Origin of the sequence: Caballeronia sp. J97 (assembly GCF_905220305.1) — a bacterium.
Taxonomy (GTDB): Bacteria; Pseudomonadota; Gammaproteobacteria; order Burkholderiales; family Burkholderiaceae; genus Caballeronia.
On the sequence record NZ_CAJMZL010000001.1, the window covers coordinates 66070 to 89127 of the forward strand.

Sequence of the window (23058 nt, forward strand, 5' to 3'; positions counted from 1 at the left end):
GACTCCCGTCTTGCCTTGCTCGTTACATCACGACGACTTGCGCACGCGCAGATACCAGTCGCACAAGAGGCGCACCTGCTTCGGCGTGTAGCCCTTCGCGACCATGCGATTGACGAAGTCTTCGTGCTTGCGTTGCTCTTCGGCCGATCCTTTTGCGTTGAACGAAATCACCGGCAAAAGTTCTTCGGTGTTGGAGAACATCTTCTTCTCGATCACCACGCGCAGCTTTTCATAGCTGATCCACGCGGGATTCTTGCCGCCATTGGCCGCACGAGCGCGCAACACGAAGTTCACGATCTCGTTGCGGAAGTCCTTCGGGTTGCTGATGCCCGCGGGCTTCTCGATCTTCTCCAGCTCGGCGTTCAATGCCGCGCGGTCGAAGCTTTCGCCAGTGTCGTGATCGCGGAATTCCTGATCCTGAATCCAGAAGTCCGCATACGTCACATAACGGTCGAAGATGTTTTGTCCATACTCCGAATACGACTCCAGATAAGCAGTCTGAATCTCCTTCCCGATGAACTCGGCATAGCGCGAAGCCAGTACGTCCTTGATGAACGACAGATACTTCTGCTCCGTCTCCGGCGGGAACTGCTCGCGTTCGATCTGCTGTTCGAGCACGTACATCAGATGCACCGGATTCGCCGCGACTTCGCTCGAATCGAAATTGAAGACGCGCGACAGAATCTTGAACGCGAAGCGCGTGGAGACACCCGTCATGCCTTCGTCGACGCCCGCGTAATCCCGATACTCCTGATACGACTTCGCTTTCGGATCCGTGTCCTTCAGGTTCTCACCGTCGTAGACCTGCATCTTCGAGAAGAGGCTGGAGTTTTCCGGCTCGTGCAGGCGCGTGAGCACGGCCATCTGCGCCATCATCTTGAGCGTGCCCGGTGCGCAGACCGCCTCGGCGAGGGACGAATTGCGCAGGAGCTTCTCGTAGATCTTGATCTCTTCGCCGTAGCGCAGGCAGTACGGCACCTTCACGACGAAGATACGATCGAGCAGCGCCTCGTTGTTCTTGTTGTTGCGGAACGCCTTCCACTCCGACTCGTTCGAGTGCGCGAGGATCACGCCGTCGAACGGAATTGCACCGAAGCCTTCCGTGCCCTTGAAGTTGCCTTCCTGGGTCGCGGTGAGCAGCGGGTGCAGCACCTTGATCGGCGCCTTGAACATTTCGACGAACTCGAGCAGGCCCTGATTGGCGAGGCACAGGCCGCCGGAGTAGCTGTATGCGTCCGCGTCGTCCTGGGAGTAGGTTTCGAGCTTGCGGATATCCACCTTGCCGACGAGCGACGAGATGTCCTGGTTGTTCTCGTCACCCGGCTCGGTCTTCGCGATGCCGATCTGGCGAAGAATGGACGGATAGCGGCGCACCACGCGGAACTTGCGGATGTCGCCGTTGTACTCGTGCAGGCGCTTCACGGCCCACGGCGAGAGGATGCTCTTGAGATAACGGCGCGGGATGCCGTATTGCTCTTCGAGCACCGGACCGTCCTCGTCGTAATCGAAGAGGCCGAGCGGCGATTCGTTGACGGGCGATCCCTTGAGCGAATAGAACGGCACGCGCTCCATGAGCTGCTTCAGCCGTTCGGCGATCGACGACTTGCCGCCGCCCACCGGACCCAGCAGATACAGGATCTGCTTCTTCTCTTCCAGACCCTGCGCCGCGTGCCGGAAGTACGACACCACGTTCTCGATCACGTCCTCCATGCCGTAGAACTCGCGGAACGCCGGGTACACCTTGATGTTCTTGTTTGCAAACACACGCGATAAACGCGGGTCGAGGCGAGTGTCGACCATCTCCGGTTCCCCGATGGCCGTCAACATGCGTTCTCCCGCTGTTGCGTATGTGGCCGGATCTTCTTTGCAGAGCGCGAGATACTCTTCGAGCGAGAACTCCTCCTCGCGGGTTTTTTCGAAGCGGGTCGCGAAACTGCTGTAGATATCCATGCTACCTCCTCGCCGAAGTCAGAAAGCTATGCCGTGCGCAACGCGCGTAATCGAAACGACATCGCTTGAAATCATCCTAAACCCTTTCGAATTTTTTTTCACGCACTTGCGTTGTTCATTTGCTTCGAAGAATTACTAGCTTGGTGAGTTATTTTCGTTCACCTACAATCCTCATCCCAATGTCGCTATCGTCTTGCTCGACATCGTTCCTGCCTGTTCGCTTCCCCGCGCTCTTCGCGACTTATTCACCGCTTCCGTCCGCCAATGCGACGTGCGCCTCACACGAGCGCGTTCATGCATCGCTTCATGCAACGCTGTGACATCGATACGTACGCTCGCGCGCATGAGATGCGATACGTCGACACCATCGATGCACATGCGACAGCATCAATAACCGCTTTCGATGTAGGGTGTTCGTACCTCATGCGAGCACCAGTTCCAGTTCGCCGATGCGGTCGATCGCGCCGTGCAGCATCCCCGGTCCGTCGATGCGATACGCGCCCGTATAGGAGCCCGTGGTGATGGTCCAGAACGGCTCGACGGTCAGGCCCATGCGGGAACAATGATTCACGAGCCAGGGCAGCAGTTCGCGCGGATCGCCCGCCGGATTGCCGAGTGCGGCCGGCGCGATCGATACGCCGTCGAGCGTGAATTCCAGGCGCGGCGTCAGAAAGTCGAACCCGGGTGCGATCACGTCGTAAGGCTCCATGCCCGATACGACGAGCGCACCGTTGTTCTGCGAATCCGCGAGCTGGGCGAGCGGGTCGAGATTGGGCCATTGAGCGAAACGGCTGTCGACCACTTCGAGCGCGACCGCCATGCCGCCGATCGCGTCGAATACTTCCTCGCGGGTGTAAGGGTCGGGGCGCGCGGGCAGCGCCCAGGCGAAGCGGAACGCGATTTCGAGTTCCACCAGCACCCGGAAAAACGATTGAAATGGCAGGCGCGCCGGCGAAACGTGGACGAGCGCGGCGTCGATGGGCGCGCCCGTGGCGAGCGCGTCGGGCGCGCGCGCGCCGATCTTCCAGGCGCCGATGCGCGCATCCGACACTTTCAGCATCTCGTGCTGGATCGCATAGGCGGTGGGCGCATCGGCCGGAATGTCGGCGCTTGCCAGCGTTTCGATCAGCTGATGCCGGCGGCGGGCGTCCGCGAGCTTCGCGGCGAGTGTCGATCCGGTCATGTCGGTATCCTCGTGTGAGCGATGACGCACACCCCTCAGTGTACGGGTTACCGGATCGGCGTTGGTTGCGCGCGTGTGCATTCGCGCGCATTCCCGAAACGTGCGCGGCTACGCGCCGCGCGCGATGCTCAGAAGGTCTCCCAGTCGCCGCCCGCGTCGGCGGTCGCCGGGACCGGTGCGGGCGCAGCGCGCTTCGCCGGGGCCGTCACGACGGGCTTCGGCGCGACGCGCGGGCTCACCGTTGCACGCGATGCAATTTTCAGCGCCGACGTGGACGTGACCGGTGCGGCAGCGAGCGCCGTGCCGTCGCTCACCTGGAACACCGCCACGGCCTGCCGCAGCCGCGCGGCCTGATCTTCGAGGGACTGCGCGGCGGCCGCCGCTTCCTCGACGAGCGCGGCGTTCTGCTGCGTCACTTCGTCCATCTGCGTGACGGCGCGCGATACCTGGTCGATGCCGCTCGACTGCTCTTCCGACGCCGCCGCGATCTCGCCCATGATGTCGGTCACGCGCTGCACCGCGCCGATGATCTCGTTCATCGTGCGGCCGGCTTCGTCGACGAGCGTCGTGCCCGTCTGCACGCGCGCCACCGAGGTGTCGATCAGTTCCTTGATCTCCTTGGCCGCCGCCGACGAGCGCTGCGCGAGGCTGCGCACCTCGCCCGCGACGACCGCGAAGCCCCGCCCTTCCTCGCCCGCGCGCGCCGCTTCGACGGCCGCGTTGAGGGCGAGAATGTTGGTCTGGAAAGCGATCCCTTCGATGATCGTGATGATGTCCGCGATCTTCGACGAACTGCCGTTGATCTCGCGCATCGTGTCGACGACCTGGGTCACGACAGCGCTTCCCTTGCCGGCGATCTCCGACGCGTTCGCCGCGAGCGCGCTCGCCTGCCGCGCGTTGTCGGCATTCTGGCGCACGGTGCCGGTCAGCTCTTCCATGCTCGACGCGGTTTCCTGCAGCGCCGATGCCTGTTCCTCGGTGCGCGACGAAAGATCCGTGTTGCCCGCGGCGATCTGCTGCGTGGCGGACGCGATCGATTCGCTGCCCGAGCGCACCGTGCGCACGGTCGCGAGCAGGCTCGCGCGCATTTTGGCGAGACCGTCGAGCAACTGGCCCATTTCGTCGCGCGACGTGACCGCGACCTCGCGGCGCAGATCGCCCGCGGCGATTGCCTCGAAATGACCGAGCGCGGCTTCGAGCGGCCGTGCGATCGCGCGCCTGAGCGAGAACCACGCGAATGCGGCCGCCGCGATGCCGAGCGCGATCGCGCCGAGGCTCAGCGCGCGGAACCACTCGAAGCGGCTCTGGGTTTCCTCGTAGCTCTTTCTGGACGTTTCGGTGAGGTACTTGCGCAGCGCTTCGTTCGCGTTGGCGAGTTCGTTGTAGGTGGCCTGCATCGCCTTGGCGTTCGCGATGATGCCGTCGTGATCGTTCTCCATGACTGCGGCGACGCCCTTGTCGACGATGCCCTGCAGCGCGAGGCGCTTGTCCTGCGCGGCGTCGGCGAGACGCTTTTCTCCGGGCGACTGCGGCAGCGACGTGTATTCCTTCCAGTAGCCGTCCGCGCGCTCGCGCATCATGCGCGCGCGCTCGACGGTGGACGCCACTTCCGGCGTGCCTGCGAGCAGCGCCGCGCGGTCGAACACGAGCCGCTCGCGCGCCGCATACATTTCCGCGTTGCCGACGGCGATCGCCGCGGGCATCCGCACCGAATACGTGTCCTGAAACGCGTGATTCGAATGGCTCATGCCGGTGAGTCCCAGCGCGCCGATCGCGATGAGCAGCGCACCCAGAAACGCCATCGAGATGCCGAGGCGCGCCTTGATCGTCAAAGCTTTTTTCATTGAGTTTTCCCTGATGTTGCTCGCGAGCGAAGTCGTCGTTTCGTGACGTGCGTGCGCGCGTGACATCGCGCGACCGCTATCGACGTAAACGGCGCGAAAGGCGCGGCACTTTAGGGAAATATTTCGTCTGACAAGAAAACGGCGCGTCGAGCGCGCCGTTTTTCAATGAGCATTGAATAGTTATGCGGAAATTTCGCTGCGGTGCGGAATAGATGGCTGCGCGCCTTCGCGCGTCACCGCGATAGCCGCCGCGCGCTGGCCGAACGCGATCGCATCCAGCGCCGCCGCGCCGCGCGCGAGTTCCGCCGCGAAGCCGCCGATGAAGGTATCGCCGGCGGCGGTCGTATCGATTGCCTCGACCCTCGGCGACGGCAGATGAACGCCCTCACCCTCGGCACCTTCCGTGCCGTCGAGCAGCGCGAGCACGCCTTGCGCTCCGAGCGTCACGATCACGTTGCGCGCGCCCTTCGCCTTGAGCGCCCGCGCGGCGCGGCGCGCATCGTCCGGCGTATCGATCGCCACGCCGGAAAGCGTCGCGGCTTCGAGTTCGTTCGGGATCAGATAGTCGATGAGCGGAAACCAGTCCGGCGGCAGTTTGCGCGCGGCGGGCGCGGGATTGAGGATTGTCGTGCGCGCCAGACGGCGGCCGGCGGCGAGCGCGGCGCGCACGGTATCCGGCGGCGTTTCGAGCTGGCACACGATCACGTCGGCCTGACCGATCAGGGCGTCCTGCGCCTCGATATTCGCCGGCGTGACTTCGGCGTTGCTGCCGGCGACGATGACGATCGCGTTCTGACTCGCATCGTCGACGACGATGAGTGCGACGCCCGTCGGCGCGCCCGCACTGGTCGCGAGCGCCGCGCAGTCGATGCCTTCGGCCTCCAGGCTGCCTCTGAGCGTCGCCCCGTTGGAATCGTTGCCGACGCAGCCGATCATCGCGACCTGCGCGCCCAGACGCGCCGCGGCGACCGCCTGATTGCCGCCCTTGCCGCCCGGCACCTGCGCGAATGCGTGGCCGGCGAGCGTTTCGCCCGGTCGCGGCAGACGCGGCGCGCGCGCGACGAGATCCATGTTGAGGCTGCCGATCACGGTCACGCGGCCTTGTTTGGCGGTGTCGCCCATCTTCTTCCCTGAGTGAAATGTCTTCGTTACACCTTCGCGCCGCGCGTTTCAGGCACCACCGCCGTCGATTCGCGGCGCACTAGGCGCGGCGGCACGACGCGCCGGCGCGTCGTGCCGGTCAGCTTGCCGGTGATGCGGTCGATCAGCGTCTGCGCGGCCATTTCGCCGAGCGCGCGCACCGATTGTCCTACCGTCGAGAGCGCCGGATAGGTGTAGCGCGACAGCTCGACATCGTCGAAACCGATGATCGAGCAGTCGGTCGGCACGTTGATGTGGCGCTCCGCCGCCGCCCGCAGCGCGCCGATGCCCATCATGTCGTTGCACGCGAAAATCGCGGTCGGCTTCATGTTGTCGAGCAATTGCGAGGCCGCAGCGTAACCGCCCGTCGCGGAGAAATCGCTCTGCTGAATCGCGTTCGGCTCGATCTCGATGCCGCGCTCGGCCATCGCGCGGATGAAGCCGTGCAGACGCATCGCGGACACGGCCGTCGCGACCGGCCCCGTGATGCAGCCGATCTTCGAATGGCCGAGCTGCAGCAGATGCCGCGTCGCGAGATACGCGCCCTTTTCGTGGTCGATCTGCACGAGGTCCGATTGCAGCCCCTCGATATTGCGATCGACGATCACGAGCGGCTCACGCGCGCCCGCGAGGCATTGCGCGAGCACCGAGTCCTCGCCCGCCGACGCGATCACGAGCCCGTCGATGCGCTTTTCCTGCAGCACGCGCAGATAGTTGCGCTGCTTCGCGGGATCGTCGTCCGAGTTGCAGAAGAACACGCAATAGCCGTTCTTCGCGCAGCCGTCCTCGACGCCGCGCGCGAGCTCGGCGAAATACGGATTCGTCGCGTTCGGCACGAGCAGGCCGATGGTCGCCGTCGAACGCGCCTTCAGCGAGCGCGCGACCGCCGACGGCACGTAGTCGAGCTCACGGATCGCCCGCTCGACTTTCGCCCGCACGTCGGCCGACACCGGCCGCGAATTGTTCACTACATGGGATACCGTCGTAAACGACACCCCGGCAATGGCTGCCACGTCTTTGATCGTCGCCATACATCGTCCTTCGCTATGCTTTGGTCCAACTGCTCTTATTGGTCGTAAGGCGTCCGGCGCGCACGTCCTTTATGCGCCGCTTTGCTTTCCCCGCGCCCTGCTTGCTTCATTGTCCGCGGCGGCTGCGAGATTCCGCCCGCCGCTGCCGCCTGCCACCGCCGCCGGCCGCCTCTCCACCCCGTGCGGAGCGCCTGCCTGCGCCTTCCTCGTTCCGGCTATCGATTACACACGCTTTCTTCTGCTGCGGTATGTATCCAGCACCACCGCCACCACGATCACCGCGCCGGTAATGATGCGCTTGGTCGGCTCGTTCGCGCCGATCTGCGCCAGTCCCGCGGCCAGCACGGAGATGATCAACACGCCGAAAAACGTGCTGATGACCGAGCCGCGCCCGCCCATCAGGCTCGTCCCGCCGATCACGACCGCCGCGATCACCTGCAGCTCCAGCCCCGCGCCGGCGTTCGGGTCGGCGGCTTCGAGCCGGGAAATCTGAAACAGCGCGGCGAGCCCCGACAGCGCGCCCATCAGCGCGAAAACGATCACCTTGTAGGGCCGCGGATTCACGCCCGCGAGCCGCACGGCTTCCTCGTTCGTGCCGATTCCTACCAGATATCGGCCAAAAACCGTCCGGGTCAAGACCAAATGCGCAATTATCATCACCGCGACCGCGATCAGGAACGCGGGCGAGATACCGAAGGCGATCGGATTCGACAGGAAATCGAATGCATCGCCGATATACGCGGTCCGCGAATTCGTCATCTGATACGCGAGCCCGCGCGCGCCTTCGAGCACGCCGAGCGACACGATGAACGACGGAATCCGCCACGCCACCGTCACGAGGCCGGTCACCGTGCCGGTGAGCGCGGCCGCCGCGAGCCCGATCAGCGCGGCCGGAAACGCCGGCCAGTGCCACTTCAGCGCGGCCACGCTCACCACCGACGCGCCCAGCGCCAGCACCGAGCCGACCGACAGATCGATGCTCGCGATGATCAGCACGAACGTCATGCCGACCGACATCACGACGAGATCCGGAATCTGGTTCGCGATCGTGCTGAACGTGTCATAGGTCAGAAAGTGCGAGCTCAGCACGGAAAACAGCGCGATCATCGCGGCGAGCGCGCCCGCCAGCCCCAGATAGTTCGAAATGCCCAGACGCGTGCCGACGCCTTTGCCGCTCTTCGGTGCGTCGGCGGGCAGATTCGCTTCGCTCATTCAATGCTCCACGTTGTCTTCGGGCGCTTTCGCGTCCGGGACGATGGGTTCGTGCAGGATCGCCTCACGCTTCGCGTAACCCGAGAACGCCGCCGCGAGCAGCGCGTCCTGCGTCCAGCTCGCGCGCTCGAACACGCCGCTCATGCGTCCCGCCGACATCACGCCGATGCGGTCGCAGATCAGCATCAGTTCGCGCAGATCGCTCGACACGACGACGAGCGCGCGTCCTTCGCGGGCGAGCGCGCCCATCAGCCCGTAGATGTCGAACTTGGCGCCGACATCGATGCCGCGCGTGGGCTCGTCGAACAGGAGCACCGAACAGTCGCGTGCGAGCCAGCGGCCGATCACGACCTTCTGCTGATTGCCGCCCGACAGCTCCGACACCGCCTGCGCCGGCCCCGACGTGCGGATGCGCATTGCGTCGATCTGGCGCTGCGCGAGCGCCGCTTCCCGGCGCGTGTCGACCACGCCGTGACGCGCGACCGCGCCCAGGTTGCCCAGTGAAACGTTCGCGGCGATCGGCAAGCTGAGCAACAGGCCCTCGCCCTTGCGATCCTCCGTGATGAGCGCGATGCCTTCGTCGACCGCATCCGACGGCGATTGCACCGACACGCGCCGTAGCGCCTGTCCGTTGCGCGCCAGCGAAATCGTGCCCGCGTCCGCGCGATCCGCGCCGTAGATGAGCCGCATGAGCTCGGTGCGGCCCGCGCCGATCAGCCCGCTCACGCCGAAAATCTCGCCCGCGCGCACCTCGAACGACACATCGCGAACCGCGGGCAGCCGCGTCATGCCTTCCACCTTCAGTGCGACATCGCCGATCCGGCGCTGGCCCAGATCGATGCGCTCGCCGATCTCGCGTCCGACCATCAGCGTGACCAGCCGGTCGCTCGTGAGCGCGTCCATCGGGCCGATATGCACGAGGCGTCCGTCGCGCAGCACCGCCGCGCGCTCGGCGATGCGCCGCAATTCCTCCAGCCGGTGCGAGATATAGACGAGCGCGACGCCGCGCGCCTTCAACCGCTCGACCTGCTCGAACAGCAGATCGACTTCGCGGGCGGTCAGCATCGCGGTCGGTTCGTCGAGGATCAGCACGCGGCAATCGCCGATCAGATTGCGCGCGATTTCCACCATCTGCTGATGCCCGATGCCGAGACCGCCGACGAGCGTGTCCGGATCGATCGCGTCGAGCCCGACTTGCGCCATCGCGTGGCGCGCGTCGTCGGCGAGCCGTTTCCGGTCGATCCAGCCGAAGCCCTTGCGCGGCAGGCGGTTCAGAAACAGATTTTCCGCCACTGACAAGGTCGGCAGCAGGTTCAGCTCCTGCATGACCATGCGCACGCCGAGCGACTCCGCCTCCGAGCGGCTCTTCGGCGCGTAGGGCTGGCCCGCGAGCATCATCGAGCCCGTGGTCGGATCCGTCAGCCCGCCGATGATCTTCGACAGCGTGCTCTTGCCCGCGCCGTTCTCGCCGGTGAGCGCGAGCGCTTCGCCGGGCACGAGGTCCAGCGACACGTCCGCCAGCACCGGCTCGACATATGTCTTGCCGATGCCCGTCACCGTCAGCACGTTCGCATCGTTCGGTCCGGTCATGGGGCGTCTGAAGGCTTCGCTGTGCATCCTCTGGTGGGTTCCGCAAGGCTTCGGAAAACGCCCGCGCCGTTGCAGGCGCGGCTCGGAGCGTGTTCCGGAACCTTGCGCGCGAAAAAGCCGCCGAAGTGCGCGGAGCCTGCCCGCGCCGTCTGCCTTGCGCGCTCGTCAGTATGTTATCGGCAGGCTGGCCGCGAACTTGAGGCCTCGCGGCGGACTTACTTCGTCACGAGATCGACGGGCGTTTCCACGACCTGCGACAGATCGGACTGCTTCTTGTGGCCGGCGATCGCCTTCAGCGCGACGTCGATGCCGAACACCGCCTGCTTCGCCGCGTACTGATCGGCGGTCGCGAGCACGCGGCCGTCCTTCAGCATCGGCTTGATCGCGCCGATGTTGTCGAAGCCGACCACCTGCACCTTGCCCGCCTTGCCCGCCGCGCGAATCGCCGACACGGCGCCGATCGCCATGTTGTCGTTGTCGCACAGGAGCGCCTTCACGTTCGGATTGGCGTTCAGGATCTGCGACGCGACCGCGTTGCCCTTGTCGATTTCCCATTCGCCCGACTGCAGCGCGACGACCTTCATGCCGGCCGCGTCCATCGCTTCCTTGAAGCCCGCGCTGCGCGCCTGCGAGTTCGTGGTGGTCGTCACGCCCTCGATGATCGCGACTTCATCGCCCTTCTTGAGTTTCGGCGCGAGATAGTCGCCGACCTTTCGCGCCCCCTTCTTGTTGTCCGGTCCGACGAACGGCACGTTCAGATCCTTCGACTTGAGCACGTCCGGGTCGAGCCGGTTGTCGATGTTCACGACGATGATGCCCGCGTCCGCCGCCTTCTTGATCACCGGCACGAGCGCCTTCGAATCGGCCGGCGCGATGACGAGCGCGTCGACCTTCGAGACGATCATCTGCTCGACGATGCGGATCTGCGCGGCGGTGTCGGTCTCGTCCTTGATGCCGTTCGTGATCAGGTCGAACTGGCTGGAGTTATGCGCCTGATAGTCCTTCGCGCCGTTTTCCATCGTCAGGAAGAATTCGTTGGCGAGCGACTTCATGACGAGCGCGACCTTGGGCTTGCCCGCCGCTTGCGCGAATGCGGATGACGAGGCGAACGGCAAGGCGGTGCAGGCGGCAAGCGCGACGGCAGCCGTCAGGACGCGCCGGCGGATGGTTCGGTTCATGCGGATCTCCAGTGTTTTTTCTGGTTTGTCTGGTTTTGCGAGATGCAGCGAACACGAGCAACGCGTTTTCATCCGCGTCGTGCGATCACGCGCCAAAGCCTTCGATCGCCGTTTCGGGCGCGGTTTCAACGTTTGCCCGCCGTCGATTCTCGTTGGACAGACGCCCGAGGTCAATCGGGCTAACGTGTAGTCCGCATGCGACAACGCCGTCGACCGGGAGATCGACGGCGTTGCCGGGGGTTCGTGGTGAACGGATGCCTGCGCGCGTCAGAGATCGTCGACCGATTGCCCTTCCACCTTGTTGTCGATGATGTCGCGCGCGTAGTCGATGCCCGCGCGCGTCGCGTCGATCGGGCTATCGAACGGCGCCTGTTCGGGCACGCCGAACATCACCGAGCGGCCGCTCTCGCCATGCGCGCTCTTCGCGATCGTCACGACGATATCGAAATGGCGCGGGCCGTCATCCGGCTCGTCGCGCTCCTTCGCGCGCCGCAATGCCTGCACCTTGATTTCGAATCCCTTGTAATGGTCGGACAGCGGCGTGGACATGAACCGTCTCCTTTCTCGTTGGACATGCATCGCACGATCATACGTCGGCTGCGCTCCGTGTGCGGATCGCCGCAATGAAAGGCGCTTGCAAGCGCCATTCCTGTGCGTCGAACGCCGTGCCTCCCGATTTCACCTTATCCCACACACCGTTCATATTGGGTTTGCCATAATGCGCGGGCGGCACGCCGCTACGGGTACGCGCCGTCGAAGAATAACCGTCACTCAAATCAGGGAGCGTCACATGACCATTCGAGCCACCGCCCTCATCGCCGTGCTGAGCCTGACGCTCGGCGCAAACGTGGCCTTCGCCGCCAACAGCCAGCAAAGCAAGATGACCGACTGCAACAAGCAGGCGGGCGACAAGAAAGGCGACGACCGCAAGGCATTCATGAAGAGTTGTCTGTCGGCCGCGCCCGCCGCCGCTTCCGCGCCGATGACGCAGCAGCAGAAGATGACCGCGTGCAACAGCCAGGCAGGCGACAAGAAAGGCGACGACCGCAAGTCGTTCATGAAGAGCTGCCTCAGCAACAAGGGCTGATCCCGCCGACTTTCACGCTCGCGCCGCGCCGTTCGCGCGCGGCGACCCTATCGTATTTACTCTTCCTGCCGGCCGATATTGCACTGCACCCAAGCTGGTGATTCGCACCGTCGTCTTTTTCTCATAAGATGGCGCGAAGGCGGCCCCCTCACGAATACAAGACATACGCCATCGGCCGCCGCCGTTTCGAGCGAGGCGAAATGCCACGCATGGAGGCATTGGATGGCATGGAGACATAAAAACCGCTGGTTCAGGCGGTGGCTCGTGACGATCACGTTCTGGTTCGTGCCGGTGCTGATCGTCGCGGTGAACGAAGTGCGCGAGGAGATGGCGTACAACAACGCCGATCTTCAAAAGGCGCTCTCGACCTGGGCGCTGACCGACGCACAACGCGCGGCGGGCCTCGCTGCCCGCTGCCACGGCGCGCCCGACGAAGCGCGCGCCGCCGGCTGCCCGGCCGATGTCATCGCAGCCAACGCGCAAAAGCATCAGGAAGCGCTCGACGAGTATGCGCATCGCAAGGCGACGCTCGCGGATTACCTGTGGCATGCATTTGTCGGCTACTGGGTCGTGCCGGCTGCATTCCTGCTGGTGCTCGGCATGTTGATCGGCGGCATCAGGCGTGCGCTGCGTCGCCCGCAACGCGCACCGTCGCCGCGGTCCGCCGAAGTAAAAACGACGACCCATTCATGAGCGCCCCCCGGGTACGGTCGTTGCTACTTCATGTTGCGGTTTTCTCGTACGACCTTAAGGCGGCTTCACGAAAATTATGCTTGCCTGGAGGCCGCACGTCGGGCAAAAACGCCGTTTCCATTTCGGTTTGGTCGAAGATTCGTCTACGCTAGTATGAAGCGGAGGACGAATTTGAAAGATTTATGTAATTTAGCGTCTCGACGCTCGGTTATGGGGACGGATTCGGAGTAAGCTAGGTCCGATTGTTTGCGCCCGAATGTTGCGGAGCCTGAAAACCCAAGCCTGACAAGGCTTTCGACGCATGAGCGGGCTCGCATTTCATGTTGCTGTGCTATAACTTGGCGTGCCTCACCCTCCCGCTCTATGGGGTTTCCTAAATTCCACGATGGAGAACAATGATGCAAAGACGAAACTTCATGCTCAAGTCGACCGCCGTTCTGGCGCTGGGAGGCCTCGCGCTTGCCGGCTGCACGGCAAACCGGAACGCCGGCAGCGAAGCGGCTGCGGGCGCCGCCGATGACCGCCGCGCCATCGACGCCGATGTCGACAGCACGATTCAGCGTCTCTATGCCACCGTCGGCGGCTCGCGTGAACTGGTCGCGAAAGCGCGCGGCGTGCTGGTGTTCCCGTCGGTGCTTCAGGCTGGCTTCATCGTCGGCGCGCAATACGGCAAGGGCGCGTTGCGTGTAGGCGGCAGCAGCGTCGGCTACTACAGCACGACGTCCGGCTCGTTCGGCCTGCAGGCAGGCGCGCAGTCGAAGGCGCTGATCTTCCTGTTCATGACGCAGGATGCGCTCGACAAATTCCGTAACTCCGACGGCTGGTCGGCAGGTGCGGACGCATCGGTGGCACTGGTCAAGATGGGCGCGAACGGCGTGATCGACACGACCACGGCCACCAAGCCTGTCGAAGCGATCGTGCTGACCAACGCCGGCTTGATGGCCGACGTTTCGCTCCAGGGCACGAAGGTTTCGCGCATCAAGTACTGAGCGCGTCGCCCTTTCCTCGCGGCGAATGCAAAACCGCCGTGTGGTGCGACTTTCGGGTCGCGCCGCACGGCGGTTTTTTTCTGGATTTTCGAGCGCTCAGGTCGTCGTCGCGCGGTCGATCAGCTTGAAGCGCGCACGCTTCTGCGCCCGCACGACGGACTGATACGCGTCCAGATACTGGCGTGCCATGCGGTGCGACGTAAAGCGTTCCTCGAAGCGCTTGCGCACGCGTTCGCGCGACAGCGTATGCAGACGATTCACCGCGGCCACCGCGCCGATTTCATCTTCGACGATAAAGCCAGAAATCCCCTCATCCAATACTTCCGGCACGGAGCCACGGTTGAACGCGATCACCGGCGTGCCGCACGCCATCGCCTCGATCATCACGAGCCCGAAAGGCTCCGGCCAGTCGATCGGAAACAGGAGCGCATGCGCGCCCGACAAAAATTCGGCCTTCTGACTGTCGTTGATCTCGCCGACATATTCGACGTACGGCAACTCCAGCAACGGCGCGATTTCGCGCTCGAAATACTCGTGATCGGCGAAATCGACCTTGGCGGCGATCTTGATCGGCAAGCCGCACCGGCCCGCGATGCGAATGGCCGTATCGACCCGCTTCTCAGGCGAAATGCGCCCGAGAAAAGCCAGATACTTTTGCTCCACCGGTTGAGGCGTATAAAGCGTCTCCGGCAAGCCGTGATAGACCGTGCCGACCCACTTTGCCTGCGGCAGCGGATGACGCTGCGCATCGGAAATGGAGATCACGGGCGCCGTGCTGAACGTATCGAATACCGGCTGCTGCTCGGGAAGATCGAGGCGGCCGTGCATCGTGGTGACGAACGGCGTGTCCTGCCGCTTGAAGAGCGAGAACGAGTAATAGTCCATGTGGAAGTGCAGGACGTCGAACTCCTCCGCGCGGCGGCGCACCAGTTCCATCAGCAGCATGTGAGGCGCGATGCGGTCGCGGATCGCGGGATCGAGCCGCAACGCGCGCGGCCATACCGCTTCCAGGTTGGCGCTGGTTTGCGAATCGCCGGTTGCGAAGAGCGTCACGTCGTGACCGAGCTCGACGAGCGCCTCGGTAAGGTACGACACGACGCGCTCGGTCCCGCCATAGAGCTTCGGCGGCACCGATTCGGTCAGCGGAGCAATCTGGGCAATTCTCATCGTTCTCGTCTCCATGCGGATATCGACGTGCGACGGATTTCGCATACCGGTCGCGGCGCGCATCGAGTATGACAGCGGGCCGTAAGGTCGGCCAACGAGGTTTGCCCTTACGCGTTATTCCGTCTCGCGCCGTTCGCCGATGCCTGATCGAGCGCCGGCCGTCGCCAGCGCGATATCACGCATTATCGAGTGCAAAGGCTCAAGCTACGGACGTCTCTTGCACTTTCATCGCTCTGTTACAGCGCCGAAACATCCGTTTCGCGAGCCGGTTACGTTTTGCGCTCGCCGCGCAAATCCGCGAGGAAATCGTCGCGCCACACACCCAGATCGTGCTTGCGCAGCGCGGCCATGTTGGTGTCGTAACGCTGCTTGCGCTCGGCGAGCGGCATCGCCAGCGCGCGCCCGATCGCCTCGCTCGTGCCGACGATATCGTGCGGATTGACCATCACCGCGCCGGTCATTTCATCGGCCGCGCCGGCGAATTGCGAGAGCACGAGCACGCCCGGATCCGCCGGATTCTGCGCGGCGACGTATTCCTTCGCGACGAGATTCATGCCGTCGCGCAGCGGCGTGACGAGCCCGATCTGCGATTCGCGAAAGAGCGACATCAGCTTCCAGCGGTCGTAACGCTGGTTGAGATAGCGAATCGGCGTGTAATCGAGCCCGGAATAGCGTCCGTTGATGCGCCCCGCTTCGTACTCCAGGTTCTGGCGGATTTGCTGGTACGTTTCGACGTCCGAGCGCGTCGGCGGCGCGATCTGCACGAGCGTGACGTTGCCGCGCCATTCCGGCGACTTCTCCAGGAAATGCTCGAACGCGCGGAAGCGCTCGACGAGTCCTTTCGAGTAATCGAGCCGGTCCACGCTCATGATGAGCTTGCGGCCTTCGAGGCTTTGCTTCAGATCCATCACGTCCTGACGCGCCTCGCCGCGTTCGGCTTGCTCGGCAATTTCATCGGGAAACACGCCGATGCGATAAACGTTCGTCCTGACCTGTCGACCGAACGCTTCGACGCGCCCGTCGGACGTCGCGGTGCCGCGCCCGTGCCGGACGATGTAGTCGTGAAACGCGATGCGGTCACGTTCGGTCTGGAAGCCGACGACGTCGTAACAGCACAGCGATTTCACCAGTTCCTCGTGCGGCGGGATGTTCAGGAGAATCTGCGGCGACGGAAACGGAATATGCAGGAAAAAGCCGATTCGATTCGTGATGCCCGCCGAGCGTAGCGCCTCGGCGAACGGGATCAGGTGATAGTCGTGAACCCAGATGACGTCATCGGGTTCGAGCAGCTTGATGAGCTTGTGCGCGAGCCACGCATTCACGCGCCGGTAGCCCGCGTATTCGTCGCGGTCATAGACGGCGAGGTCGTTGCGGTAGTGGAAAACCGGCCACAGCATCGCGTTCGAGAAGCCGCGATAGTACTGGTCATAGTCCTTCTTCGGCAGGCCGACGGTCGCAAAGGTCACCGCGCCGTCCTGTTCGAGCTTGGGCCCCTGATTCGCGACGGTTTCGCTCACCACGTCGCCGCTCCAGCCGAACCAGACGCCGCCGCTGTCCTTCAGCGCGCCGAAGACGCCGACGGCGAGCCCGCCCGCGGAGCCCTTGGTTTCGGTCGGCGTGGCGACCCGGTTGGATACGACGACGAGACGACTCATATGCTTTCCCTTTCCTCTTCGAACGTTGCCGTTTCAGGATAGACCCGAAATTTTCGACCCGGAACCGCCGTGCGGGTTTCCGTCATGTCTTTTCGGCCGGCGTGGGCGCGGTGGACGCCGCCGCATGCGCGCGAGGGTCCGGCCCGGTCTGCTCGCCGCGGCTCGCGACCGGGTCGGCGGGCGTATTGGCCGTGCTCGCGGCATGCGCCGTGCCGGCTCGCTCTAGCGGCGGCGCGAAATCGACGTGACGCTCCTTGTCGGTCGACAGATCCGCGCGGGCGCGCGGCAGATACTGCGGGTACGCGGCCTGCACGAAATTCACGAGCCCTTCGCGCACTCGGCAACGCAGGTCCCAGTTGAGCGCCGAATCGAACGAGCTCACGAGCACGCGGAGCTGCATCGCGCGATCGGTGGCGTCGGTGACCTGCAGCACCTGCACGCGGCCATCCCACTCCGGCGCATGCGCGAGAATGCGCTCCAGTTCCTCGCGCAGCGGCGCGATCGGCATGCGGTAATCGACATACAGAAACACCGTGCCGATGATCTGCGAACTGTTGCGCGTCCAGTTCGTGAACGGATTCTCGATGAACCATTGCAACGGCACGATGAGCCGCCGCTGGTCCCAGATGCGGATCGACACATAGGTGCCCGTGATTTCCTCGACGCGGCCCCACTCGCCCTGAATCACGACGACGTCGTCGAGGCGAATCGGCTGCGACAGCGCGATTTGCAGACCCGCGATCAGATTGCCGAGCACAGGGCGCGCGGCGATACCGGCGACGAGACCCGCGACGCCCGCCGACGCCAGAAGGCTCGCGCCGATCTGCCGCACGCTCGGAAACGCCATCAGCGCTCCGCCGAAGCCGATGATCACGATCACCACCATCACCGAACGCGCGAGCACGCGCGCCTGGGTGTGGATGCGGCGGGCGTTGAGATTGTCGTCGGTGTCGAGCGGATGCGCCTGGACGATCGCCTCGCCCACCGCGCCCGCCGAGCGCGCCGCGAGGAACGTGAGCGCGCCGATCAGTGCGACGGTCTCGACATCGCGCAGCACGCCGATGAAGGGCAGCGTATCGGGCGCCTCGAAGATCACGAAACCGATCGCGAGAATGATGAGCAGGACGAGCGCGGGCGTTTCGATGTAGCGCAGCACGACGCTCATCAGCGGATAAGGCCGCGCGATGCGCACGAGGATGCGCGCGCCGATGCGATGCACGCCCACCGCGAACGCCACCGCGATGGCCGCGACGACGAACGCGCCGGGCCAAGTGCCGAGCGGCCGTTCTGCTAGATCCAGGAAGTGATCGAATGAAAGCATGAGCGTCGCGGGATCAGCCTCGATAAAGTGTAAGCGGCGAGGTGGATACGGCGGTCGCATCGCAGGGATGCGAGATGCTGCGGCTTCTTTGCGACGGTCGTCCGGGCGCGACCGACGCGTTCAGGGTGTGTCAGATGCGTGACGCCAGGACGCGACCGCGTCCCGCCATCGAAATGCGCCTAGCGTTCCGGCTTGCAGGGAAACGCCTTGCCGAGGCCGAGCGAAACCATCGTGGTCGCATTGAAGTCGGCCTTATCGGGATTATTGGCGATGTACTTGCGCACCGCGTCCGTGAGTTGCTGCGGCTTCACGTCCGCCGGCAGGCAAAAGTACTGGCCGATCTGCGGCCCGGAGGTTCCGCCGATCGCCTCGATCGTGTTGTAGATGCCGTCCGCTGCGCCTTCGATATAGGCCGCGCAGGCGGTCCGCGAGTTGGGATCCGTTTTGGTGCAGAGCTTGTTCAGATCGTTGCCGGTAAACGCGAACGCGCACACGGGCGTCGCGAGAGCACAGGCGAGGACGAATTCCCGCAGCATGATCTTCCTTTTATGTTGAGCGGCGGCTTGATTGGGGCGACCGGATCGGGGCAACGTGCGGCCGCGCCTGACCGCGCCTGCCCCGGGACTCGAATGTCGCGCAGCGTTATTTTGCACCGTTTGAGCCGCTTTGCGCAGCGCCGCCGCCACTGCCACCGCTTTGAGGCATCGAATCGAGACGCGCCTGCAGGCCTTCGGCGACGTCCTTTTCGTTGTACTTGCGCGCGAAGTCCACCGCCGTCATGCCGAGCTGATTCTTCACACGCAGGTCCGCGCCTTCGTCGAGCAGCAGCTTGCAGGTCGAAAGATGACCGCCGCGCGCCGCCATCATGAGCGGGGTCGTGCCGTTGGGCGAGCCGGCGTCGATATAGGCCGAATGGTCGACCAGGATCTTCACGATATCGTCATGGCCGTTGGTCGCCGCGTAGTGCAAGGGCGTCCAGCCCTTCTTGTTCACTTCGGCGTCCTTGGCGATCAAGAGGTTCACGAAGGTCGCGTCGCCATTGAGCGCGGCGAGCATCATCGCGTTTTCGCCGGCGGGATCGAGCTTCTCCAGATCGGTCTTCGGGTTGTCGGCGAGCAACTGGCCGACCTTGTCGGATTTCTCGCGCGCGGCGATCACGATGATCGGCGTGCCGGTGTTGTCGATCGTGTTCGGGTCCGCGCCCTGCGAGAGCTGTTTCTTGACAGCCGATACGTCGTCGAACTTGACCGCCTTGATGAGCGAGTCCACGGAGGCGGCCCAGACCGGCTGCGCGATCGCGCACGCCGCCAGCAGCGCACCGGCGACGAGACCGCGCACGGCCACACCTTTACGTGCGTCGCGTGCACGGGAAACGTTTGGCGCGCTCGCCGCGGACAAAGTGGAAAGCATCGGGGAATTGTTCATAAGTGACCTTCGGAGTGCCTTGAAACTGGTTTTTCGCGCGCGGGCCGGCCGCCCTCAGACTGGCCGCGCGATCTTGAAGAGCCGGAAAAAGTTGTCGGTGGTCGCTTGCGCGATGGCGTCTTCCGGCTGCTCGCGCAATTGCGCGATGAAACGTCCGACATAACTCACGTACGCAGGTTCATTCGGCTTCCCGCGATACGGCACCGGCGCGAGATACGGCGAATCGGTTTCGATGAGCAAACGCTCGATCGGCACGCGCCGCGCGACGTCCTGCACCTCCGTCGCTTTCTTGAACGTGACGATGCCCGACAAGGAAATATGAAAGTTCTGCGCGAGCGCCTTTTCCGCGGTCTCCCACGGCTCGGTGAAGCAATGCATGACGCCGCCCGGCACGCCCGCGCGCTCCTCCTCCATGATGCGCAGCGTGTCTTCCGACGACGAGCGCGTGTGGACGATGAGCGGCTTGCCGGTCTGATGCGCGGCGCGGATGTGCGTGCGAAAGCGCTCGCGCTGCCATTCCATGTCGGCGATGCTGCGTCCTTCCAGGCGATAGTAGTCGAGCCCGGTCTCGCCGATCGCGCACACCTTCGGATGCGCGGCCAGTTCGACGAGTTCGGCGACGCTCGGCTCCTTCGCGTCCTCGTGATCCGGATGCACGCCGACCGATGCGTACACGTTCTCGTGCTGCTCGGCGATTGCCAGCACCGAGGGCAGCGTCTCCAGATCGACCGACACGCACAGCGCATGCGTGACCGCGTGCGCGCGCATCTTGTCGAGCACGTCGGGCAGACGGTCCGCGAGCCCTTCGAAGTTGATATGACAGTGTGAATCGACGAACATCCGGTGCTCCTTAATGCGTATCCTGCGTCGCGCGCTCGATGCCTTCAGGCCGTATAGATTCCGCGATAGCCGACGAACAGTTCCTCGAACACGAGGCGTGCGTTGAGCGGATGGTTTTCCACCGCGCGCTGCCGCGTGACGGTCTTCATGTAGCGCGCGAGCGCGGCGGGATCGGCACCTTGCGCGCAACGTGCGAGCGCCTTCGCCGCGCCGGGAAAATAACGCGGCCGTCCGGCCGTGCGCTCGGCGAGCAGATCGTAAAGCCAGCGCTGCAGCCAGCCAAGCACGAGCGGCACCGGCAGCTTCTGCAGGTTCTCGCCGCACGCGAAGGCGTCGCAGTTCGGGCCCGCGGCGAGTTGCGCGAGCGTGAAGTCGCGCAGCGCGCGGTTCTCGTCGTTGGCGAGCGCAAGCGCGGCGAGCGGCGCGCCGCCCGACTGCGCGAGCAGCCCCGCCGGATCGTCGACGCCTTGCGATGCGAGCCACGCGCTCGCTTCGTCCGACGGCGGCACACTCATCGGCCATTGACGGCAGCGGCTGATGATCGTCGGCAGCAGCCGGTCGATGCGCGCCGACACCAGCAGGAACACGACGCCCGAAGGCGGCTCTTCGAGCGTCTTCAACAGCGCATTCGCCGCCGCGACGTTGAGCGCCTCGGCCGGATAGAGCACGACGACGCGCAAGCCGCCCCGATGCGAGCCGACGCCGCAAAAATCCAGCAGCCCGCGCACCTGCTCGATCTTGATTTCCTTGCTGGGCGTGCGCGTCTTCTTGCCTTCGTCGCCGTCGGATTTTTCGGCGGGCGCATCGGCTGCGTCGCCGGCTCCGGCAGCCAGTCCCGCCAGCGCTTCAGGAAGCACCGCGCGGTAATCGGGATGATTGCCCTGCGAAAACCACCGACACGCCGGACAGGTCCCGCACGGCTCGCCGTTTGCAGCGGGCGTCTCGCACAGTAGTCCCTGCGCCAGATGTTGCGCGAACTGAAGTTTGCCGATGCCCGCCTCGCCATGCAGCAACAGCGCATGCGGCCAGTGCGCGCGCAGTTGCTGGAGTCGCTGCCAGTCGCCGGTTTGCCAAGGGTAGATCATCGATATGTTTCTTCGTTAAATCAGAGGCTTGCAACGACTTCTTCGAGTTTTTTGCGAATCTCGTCGATGGACCGGGTCGAATCGACGATGAAAAACCGTTGCGGCGATTCATCCGCGCGGCGCAAATACTCGTTACGCGTACGCTCGAAAAACGCCTCCGACTCGCTCTCGAACTTGTCCGGCGCGCGCGCGGCCGAGCGGCGCTCGCTCGCGGTGTCGGTCGGCACGTCGAAGAGCACGGTCAGATCCGGCTGGAAACCGCCTTGCACCCAGCGTTCGAGCGCTTCGAGCTTGTCGCGCGGCAGCCCGCGCCCGCCGCCCTGATAGGCGAATGTCGCGTCGGTGAAACGGTCCGACAGCACCCAGTCGCCACGCGAAAGCGCCGGCTCGATCACTTGCGCCAGATGCTCGCGGCGCGCGGCGAACATGAGCAGCGCTTCGGTTTCGAGGTCCATCGGCTGGTTCAGCAGAATGCCGCGCAGCGTTTCACCGAGCGGCGTGCCACCCGGTTCGCGCGTCATGACGACCTGATGGCCGCCCGGCTCGACTTTCGATTCGAGCCGCTCGCGAAACCAGTTCAGATGGGTGGTCTTGCCCGCGCCGTCGATGCCTTCGAACGTGATGAACTTGCCGCGCGCCATTCATTGACCCCGGATGTATTTGTCGACGGCCTTGTTGTGGTCGCCCAGATTGTCGGAAAAGATGCTGCTGCCGTCGCCGCGCGACACGAAATAGAGCGCGTTGCTCGCGGCGGGGTTGAGCGTGGCGTTCAAGGCGGCCACGCCGGGCAGCGCGATCGGCGTCGGCGGCAAACCCATGCGCGTGTAGGTATTGTACGGAGTGTCCGTCTGCAGGTCCTTTTTCTTGAGTTTTCCGCCGTAGGCCGGACCCAGGCCGTAGATCACGCTCGGGTCGGTCTGCAGCGGCATGCCGATGCGCAGCCGGTTCGCGAACACCGCCGCGACGAGCGGCCGGTCCGACGCGCGCCCCGTCTCCTTCTCGACGATCGACGCCATGATCAGCGCATCATAGGGCGTCTTGTAAGGCAGATTCTGCGCCCGCGTGTTCCAGGCCTCGGTAAGGCGCGCCTGCATCAGCCGATACGCGCGCTTGTACACGGCTAGATCGCTCGTGCCTTTGTCGAAGAGATAGGTGTCGGGGAAGAACAGGCCTTCGGCGGATGCCTTGTCGACTTCGGTCGCGCCGATCGCGCGCAGCAAGTCGGTGTCGGTCATGCCTGCCGTGTCGTGCGTGAGCGCGGGATTGCTGTCGAGCTCGCCGCGCATTTTCTGGAGCGTCCAGCCTTCGATGACGGTCGCGACATATTCGTTCACGTCGCCGCGCGCGATTTTCTGCAGCACCTCGTAAGGCGTGATGCCGGTCTTGAACGCGTAGTTGCCGGATTTCAACTGCGCGGACAGGCCGAGCACACGGGTCATCAGCACGAAAAGCTCCGGCTCGACGGGCACGCCGCCGCGATTCAACTGGGTGCTCACGCTGCGCAGGCTGCTATGAGACTTGATGGTGACGTCGAGTTCGGGCGTCGACAATTCCATGGGCCGGTTGGCCCACCAGTACACGCCGCCCGCGCCGGCAGCCGCGAGCATTGCGGCGAGGACCGCCGCCACGACGCATTTCTTCAGAAAGGACATGCGAAACACGCTTGAG

The 23058-nt window shown here is 64.4% G+C and carries 21 protein-coding genes; 3 read left to right on the forward strand and 18 right to left on the reverse strand.

The window, feature by feature from the left end:
• Positions 1 to 27: 27 nt before the first annotated feature.
• The 9 genes from U4Y90_RS00315 to U4Y90_RS00355 all read right to left on the reverse strand — a co-directional run bounded on the left by U4Y90_RS00315 (position 28) and on the right by U4Y90_RS00355 (position 11677).
• Positions 28 to 1950: a PrkA family serine protein kinase gene (locus tag U4Y90_RS00315; RefSeq protein WP_061176098.1), complete on the reverse strand. Its 1923-nt coding sequence runs from the start codon at positions 1948 to 1950 to the stop codon at positions 28 to 30.
• A gap of 421 nt (positions 1951 to 2371) precedes the next feature.
• Positions 2372 to 3133 carry a hydratase gene (locus tag U4Y90_RS00320; protein ID WP_321791051.1) on the reverse strand — a complete coding sequence of 254 codons (762 nt, stop codon included), beginning with the start codon at positions 3131 to 3133 and terminating at the stop codon, positions 2372 to 2374.
• A gap of 128 nt (positions 3134 to 3261) precedes the next feature.
• Positions 3262 to 4977 (reverse strand): methyl-accepting chemotaxis protein, encoded by a 1716-nt coding sequence (locus U4Y90_RS00325; protein WP_321791053.1) that lies wholly within the window; start codon positions 4975 to 4977, stop codon positions 3262 to 3264.
• Between the two features lie 180 nt (positions 4978 to 5157).
• A complete protein-coding gene (rbsK, locus tag U4Y90_RS00330; RefSeq protein ID WP_321791055.1) occupies positions 5158 to 6099 on the reverse strand; it encodes a ribokinase in 942 nt (313 codons plus the stop codon).
• A 26-nt stretch (positions 6100 to 6125) separates the two neighbouring features.
• Positions 6126 to 7148 carry a LacI family DNA-binding transcriptional regulator gene (locus U4Y90_RS00335; RefSeq protein WP_321791057.1) on the reverse strand — a complete coding sequence of 341 codons (1023 nt, stop codon included), beginning with the start codon at positions 7146 to 7148 and terminating at the stop codon, positions 6126 to 6128.
• Positions 7149 to 7370: 222 nt separating this feature from the next.
• Complete coding sequence (locus U4Y90_RS00340; protein WP_321791059.1) at positions 7371 to 8360, reverse strand: ABC transporter permease; 990 nt, start codon at positions 8358 to 8360, stop codon at positions 7371 to 7373.
• Positions 8361 to 9950, reverse strand: a complete 1590-nt coding sequence (locus U4Y90_RS00345; protein ID WP_321791061.1) for a sugar ABC transporter ATP-binding protein — start codon at positions 9948 to 9950, stop codon at positions 8361 to 8363.
• 215 nt (positions 9951 to 10165) lie between these two features.
• Positions 10166 to 11128, reverse strand: a complete 963-nt coding sequence (locus tag U4Y90_RS00350) for a sugar ABC transporter substrate-binding protein (RefSeq protein ID WP_321791063.1) — start codon at positions 11126 to 11128, stop codon at positions 10166 to 10168.
• Between the two features lie 267 nt (positions 11129 to 11395).
• Entirely contained in the window at positions 11396 to 11677 is a 282-nt protein-coding gene (locus U4Y90_RS00355; protein WP_321791065.1) for a hypothetical protein, read from the reverse strand.
• 241 nt (positions 11678 to 11918) lie between these two features.
• Between U4Y90_RS00355 and U4Y90_RS00360 the strand changes: the two genes are divergently transcribed.
• The 3 genes from U4Y90_RS00360 to U4Y90_RS00370 all read left to right on the forward strand — a co-directional run bounded on the left by U4Y90_RS00360 (position 11919) and on the right by U4Y90_RS00370 (position 13897).
• Positions 11919 to 12215 (forward strand): PsiF family protein, encoded by a 297-nt coding sequence (locus U4Y90_RS00360; protein ID WP_008349666.1) that lies wholly within the window; start codon positions 11919 to 11921, stop codon positions 12213 to 12215.
• 222 nt (positions 12216 to 12437) lie between these two features.
• Positions 12438 to 12908 (forward strand): hypothetical protein, encoded by a 471-nt coding sequence (locus tag U4Y90_RS00365; protein ID WP_321791068.1) that lies wholly within the window; start codon positions 12438 to 12440, stop codon positions 12906 to 12908.
• Positions 12909 to 13306: 398 nt separating this feature from the next.
• Positions 13307 to 13897, forward strand: a complete 591-nt coding sequence (locus U4Y90_RS00370) for a YSC84-related protein (RefSeq protein WP_321792508.1) — start codon at positions 13307 to 13309, stop codon at positions 13895 to 13897.
• 96 nt (positions 13898 to 13993) lie between these two features.
• Here U4Y90_RS00370 and U4Y90_RS00375 read toward each other — a convergent pair whose 3' ends face one another.
• The 9 genes from U4Y90_RS00375 to mltG all read right to left on the reverse strand — a co-directional run bounded on the left by U4Y90_RS00375 (position 13994) and on the right by mltG (position 23042).
• A complete protein-coding gene (locus U4Y90_RS00375; protein ID WP_321791069.1) occupies positions 13994 to 15064 on the reverse strand; it encodes a glycosyltransferase family 4 protein in 1071 nt (356 codons plus the stop codon).
• 269 nt (positions 15065 to 15333) lie between these two features.
• Positions 15334 to 16719 (reverse strand): alpha,alpha-trehalose-phosphate synthase (UDP-forming), encoded by a 1386-nt coding sequence (gene otsA, locus U4Y90_RS00380; RefSeq protein ID WP_321791071.1) that lies wholly within the window; start codon positions 16717 to 16719, stop codon positions 15334 to 15336.
• An 82-nt stretch (positions 16720 to 16801) separates the two neighbouring features.
• Positions 16802 to 18040, reverse strand: coding sequence for a mechanosensitive ion channel family protein (locus U4Y90_RS00385; RefSeq protein ID WP_321791073.1), 1239 nt, complete (start codon positions 18038 to 18040; stop codon positions 16802 to 16804).
• Between the two features lie 179 nt (positions 18041 to 18219).
• Positions 18220 to 18576 carry a Rap1a/Tai family immunity protein gene (locus U4Y90_RS00390; protein WP_321791075.1) on the reverse strand — a complete coding sequence of 119 codons (357 nt, stop codon included), beginning with the start codon at positions 18574 to 18576 and terminating at the stop codon, positions 18220 to 18222.
• 106 nt (positions 18577 to 18682) lie between these two features.
• Positions 18683 to 19450 (reverse strand): ankyrin repeat domain-containing protein, encoded by a 768-nt coding sequence (locus U4Y90_RS00395; protein ID WP_321792510.1) that lies wholly within the window; start codon positions 19448 to 19450, stop codon positions 18683 to 18685.
• A gap of 69 nt (positions 19451 to 19519) precedes the next feature.
• The gene (locus tag U4Y90_RS00400; protein WP_321791077.1) at positions 19520 to 20305 is read right to left on the reverse strand and encodes a TatD family hydrolase; all 786 of its coding nucleotides are present in this window, start codon (positions 20303 to 20305) and stop codon (positions 19520 to 19522) included.
• 44 nt (positions 20306 to 20349) lie between these two features.
• Positions 20350 to 21390 (reverse strand): DNA polymerase III subunit delta', encoded by a 1041-nt coding sequence (locus U4Y90_RS00405; RefSeq protein WP_321791079.1) that lies wholly within the window; start codon positions 21388 to 21390, stop codon positions 20350 to 20352.
• A 20-nt stretch (positions 21391 to 21410) separates the two neighbouring features.
• Entirely contained in the window at positions 21411 to 22031 is a 621-nt protein-coding gene (gene tmk / locus U4Y90_RS00410; protein WP_321791081.1) for a dTMP kinase, read from the reverse strand.
• Entirely contained in the window at positions 22032 to 23042 is a 1011-nt protein-coding gene (gene mltG / locus U4Y90_RS00415; protein WP_321791083.1) for an endolytic transglycosylase MltG, read from the reverse strand.
• Between the last annotated feature and the right edge of the window lie 16 nt (positions 23043 to 23058).